Source organism: Clostridium sp. AF35-15, from assembly GCF_003477745.1.
Taxonomy (GTDB): Bacteria; Bacillota; Clostridia; order Lachnospirales; family Lachnospiraceae; genus Otoolea; species Otoolea fessa.
The window spans coordinates 969-1683 of record NZ_QUDY01000022.1 but is presented as its reverse complement, the minus strand read 5'-3'; the positions used below and the strand labels follow the sequence as shown (position 1 = coordinate 1683).

1 protein-coding gene is annotated in these 715 nt (G+C 38.2%); it reads right to left on the bottom strand.

What is annotated here, in order from left to right; translation table 11 throughout:
- Window positions 1–128: 128 nt before the first annotated feature.
- Window positions 129–715: transposase (locus DWZ76_RS15360; RefSeq protein ID WP_243017880.1), on the bottom strand; the 587-nt coding region annotated here is incomplete at its 5' end.

The following is a 715-nucleotide window of genomic DNA, read 5'->3' as shown; positions in this document are numbered from 1 at the left end:
TTACTTTAGCCTGCAAATAAAAAGTCAAGACTTAATGGGGAAAAAAATATAAAATTTTACATGGTTAAAATTAGGCACTAAAATAAGACCACCACAAGCAGTGCTGGTCTGCAAATAAAAGTTTTGAATTAGCTTGACTCAGAAAGAATACAGAGATATTCCTTCACTCGTCCATAATAAATTCTGAGAAATTTATTAGCGCCTGCAGTCATGTAAACATAGTACGGTTTACCCTGGGCACGTTTTCTGTCCATGAATTGATATACAGGATCATCTTGCGGCATTGTTTTAATAAGAACATCCATTACTTGAAAAAGAGTCTTTCTTAAATTTGAAGACCCACGTTTGGATGTTGGAACACTTTTTTGTGCATAGGAGCCAGACTCGTTTACGCCAGGATCTACCCCGGCGAAAGCAGTAAGGGCTCCTTTATGTGTAAATCTGGTTATATCACCGATCTCAGCCATAAGCTGTGGACCAAAAGATGGACCAATCCCTTTAAACTGCATAACAATCGGGTACTCTGGAAGTTTTGAGGCGGTTTCATTCATGAGAATGCGTATTGTTTCGACGGTAGCGGAAGTGCTGTTAAGCTGAGCGATAGCTTGTCTAATGATGCGTTTGGTTATTTCGTTTTTAGGAAATACCGGGACAAGTTCCGTTGCCTTGGTATAAATTTCTTCGGCTTTTGATTTATTGAAGATATATTTTTTTT